1 pseudogene is annotated in these 3386 nt (G+C 53.8%); it reads left to right on the top strand.

Annotated features, from left to right (window positions below):
• Positions 1 to 3386, top strand: a pseudogene (locus ACESNI_RS06490) (hypothetical protein); the annotation flags it as partial.

The following is a 3386-nucleotide window of genomic DNA, read 5'->3' as shown; positions in this document are numbered from 1 at the left end:
GCAGCAGATGACATCCTTGGCCGCAATAGCGACCTTAAGACTGGTCAGCGGGTTACTGTCAATGTCAACGGCGAAGAAAAGACAGGGACCGTTGAAGACGCTTTTTCGACCGAAGTCCCGGAACTTGGCAAAACAAGCGACGGGATAAAGATACGGTATGACGATGGATCCCCGCCGCTGGATGCGTCATTCGAGGCGATTGACCGGCTTAACATCGAGATAGACCCAATTCCAACCGCTGCAGACGTCATTCAAGCAGCTGCTCCGACCACTCCGACCGCTCCGGCAGAAGATGTGGTTAAACCCGCTGTAAACCAGCCGGCGGAGCGGGCCCCGGCCCCCGTAGCGGAATCTCTGGCACCTGTGGTCCCCGAACAGGCAAAAGCCGCCGACACGCCTCCTGTGGTCCCCGAACAGGCAAAAGCCGCCGACACGCCTCCTGTGGTCCCCGAACAGGCAAAAGCCGCCGACACGCCTCCTGTGGCCCCGGAAGTTGGGCAAGTAGCGCCCGAAGTTAGGCAAGTAGATGCTGCGAACAAAATACTTGAGGCCAATAATGTGCCGAAGGTTGGTGAGCGGGTCACGGTGGATCACAAGGGCGCCAAGAAATCAGGGACCGTTGTTGATGCTTATGTCGGCCAGCGACTTGGCAAGGATACTGATTTCTTCCAAATCCAGTATGATGACGGCAGCAAGCCTTACGAGTTTGCCGCGCCGGTTGTAAAAAGCCTTGGCATTAAATTCTCCCCTGAGAACCAGACAAGTCCACCTGTCCAGAATGTCCAGAAAACGGACAACATTGGACCTGTGGACACTAGCGCGGCTGCGGCTCCCGAGGCTGTTATCGCGCCGGAAATCCCTGTCGCGGAGGATGTCGCCCCGGACTCCACAGAACCGCAATACAAGCCGCTTCCAAAAAACGCGAAACCGCCGAAAGATTTCATCGCCACCAAAAAGCAAATGCGCGAATTTCAGAAGTCCCAAAAATGGCCGAAGGATGAATATGGCCGCCCGCGAACGGTGGTCCCGCCCACACGGAAAGGCCCCTCCCGCGATTTCTCAAAAACGGATATGTCTGTGCTGGAATTTATTGCCAGCAATGGCGGCATTCGTGACGACGAAGGGCATAACCTGAAGCGCGGCCGTGATGCCAATAAAGGCCGTGGGTTCATCCCCGGCGTTGGCCCGATCGTTCGAAAAAGCGGAAGATCCGTTGACGGGATGGGCGAGGCTTTGGGGCAGGCTGGATATTTCGGTTATGACGAGGATGGGAATTTTCGCCGGCCGACGGAAAGCGAGATCCTTGACGCGATCGAAGAAGGGTTGTTCGGGAACGACGTTTATCCGGAAGGCAGCCAAGCCCGCAACGACATGATGCTTGCTCAGACGGACGACCATTATAAGCAGCAGTACGAGCAGCAGTTTGAAGAAGAAACCGTTGATTGGACCGATGACGAGAAGGCTGATTTTTGGGACCGCATTGCCAATCAAGAGGCTTTAATTGACCAAGACAGCTGGACGGACCAGGACGAGAAAAATTATCAAGCCAGATACGAACTGATGGACGCATGGGTTGACAGCCTGCCAGATTCGGTTTGGGCATCTGGAGAAAATCAGGTAATATCAGAAAATGGAACAAGCACAGATAGACCATCTGAAGAAAAAACTGGCGGAAACGAAGGATCCCGAGCTGAAGGGGAAACTGCGCAAAGTGATTTCCCTGGGGACCAACCTAATCCAGATGGAAAAACGGCGGCCGAAAAACCGGCCTCAAAAGCCGAACCGTTAAAATCCGAAAAAACCTCCCAAGGAGAACAAACCCTGACGCCCGGTGTCGCGCCTATAACTGATCGACAGCGAATAGAGCAAAAAACGCAAGGGAAGAAAACTTCCGACAAAACACAAAAGGCCCCTGATGAGGGCCTTTTTGATGTTAACGGGCGAAAGCAAACGGATGCGTTTTCGCGCCGCGAAGGGCTCACCCCCAAGGCGGAAGAGAACATCGATGCTGTTGAGAAGGCCCTCAATGCGCGTTTGTCCGAACTTGGTTTGTCCAATAAGGTCGGCCTGAAACTTGTCGAGGCAATCAAAGCCAAGAACGAAGACGGCTCTTTCAGTCTTGCCGATGGTGTTTTTTATAAAAACCTGATCCGCATTGCCATGGATGCAACGAAAAACAAGGATTGGGTGCTTCACCATGAGGCCGTCCACGCCCTGAAGTCGCTTGGCGTCTTTAGAAGCGTCGAATGGAAGACCCTCGTTGATGCCGCGAAAGCCAACAAGTCCGGCATGGAACAGGTTCGGGCGGACTATGCCGACGCGGGGCTGACCGAGGCCCAAATTCATGAAGAAGTCGTCGCCAATATGTTCGCGAATTATGTCGCGGACAGGAATTCAGTATCGCGGCCTTTGCAGCGAGCTTTCCGTCGTGCAGCGAATTTCTTCAAAGCGGTAAAGAACGCTATGAAGGGGCAGGGGTTCCAGACTTCCGATGATATTTTCCGGTCGATCGACAAGGGTGATGTCGGCAACCGCGAGGCCACGCAGTCTGGAACGACAGAATCCTTTGCCCGGAAGGGCGGGCCTGAGTTCGCAAACGAGGAAGTCAAAAAGCGGTATGAGGAAGCCAGCGGCATAACCGGCCCGAATACTCTCCGCGATAAAATCAACAATTTGAAAGACCATCTTCAGCATGTCGCAGATAATTTCACGCGCCATTACGAGCATCTTCCGACAATCCCGAAATACGCCAACGTGAAGGAGCAGCTTCGGAAGCTTGAGGCCGCGCCCGATGCCAGCCGGGATAAAGTCCTCCGAATATTGAAAGACCTTACCAAGGATATGACACCGGCTGATTTCGCGCTGTTCGAGCGGAAAGTTATTTTTGACGACTTGTCGTGGGAGGCCGGGATTGGGCATGACCTTCCGTTTGGGTTGAAGTCACAGGATGACGTGAACGCGGAACTGGATGTTATTAACCGTGCCTTGGCAGGGAAGCCAGAGGTTATGGCGGCCGTTAGAAAGCGGCAGGCGATATCCGAAGATGTCGTGAAGGATTTGCTTGATGCGGGAGTGCTTACGAAAGAGCAGGTTTCCAACCCGTCCTACTACCGCCATATGGTGCTGGAGTATGCCCGGGCTCAACGGGCTAATTATTCCAAGTCAACGCCGGGCAAATTGCGAGAAACCTTTTGGCACGGCCGGGAAGGATCCGACAAGGATATCAATACCAATTACCTTGAGGCGGAATTCGACTGGCTTCACAAGGCGTATACGGACGTTGCTGTTGCCAAGACGATCGACCACATAAAGAAGTCTGAGCATAATATCCGGGATTCCGTCCTTGCCGCCGCCAAGGCCCACAACGAAACGGAAGTCCAAAAAAT

The organism is Sneathiella sp. (genome assembly GCF_041689005.1).
Lineage (GTDB): Bacteria > Pseudomonadota > Alphaproteobacteria > Sneathiellales > Sneathiellaceae > Sneathiella.
The sequence above is the reverse complement of the archived record's forward strand: the minus strand, read 5'-3'. Positions and strand labels throughout refer to the sequence as shown.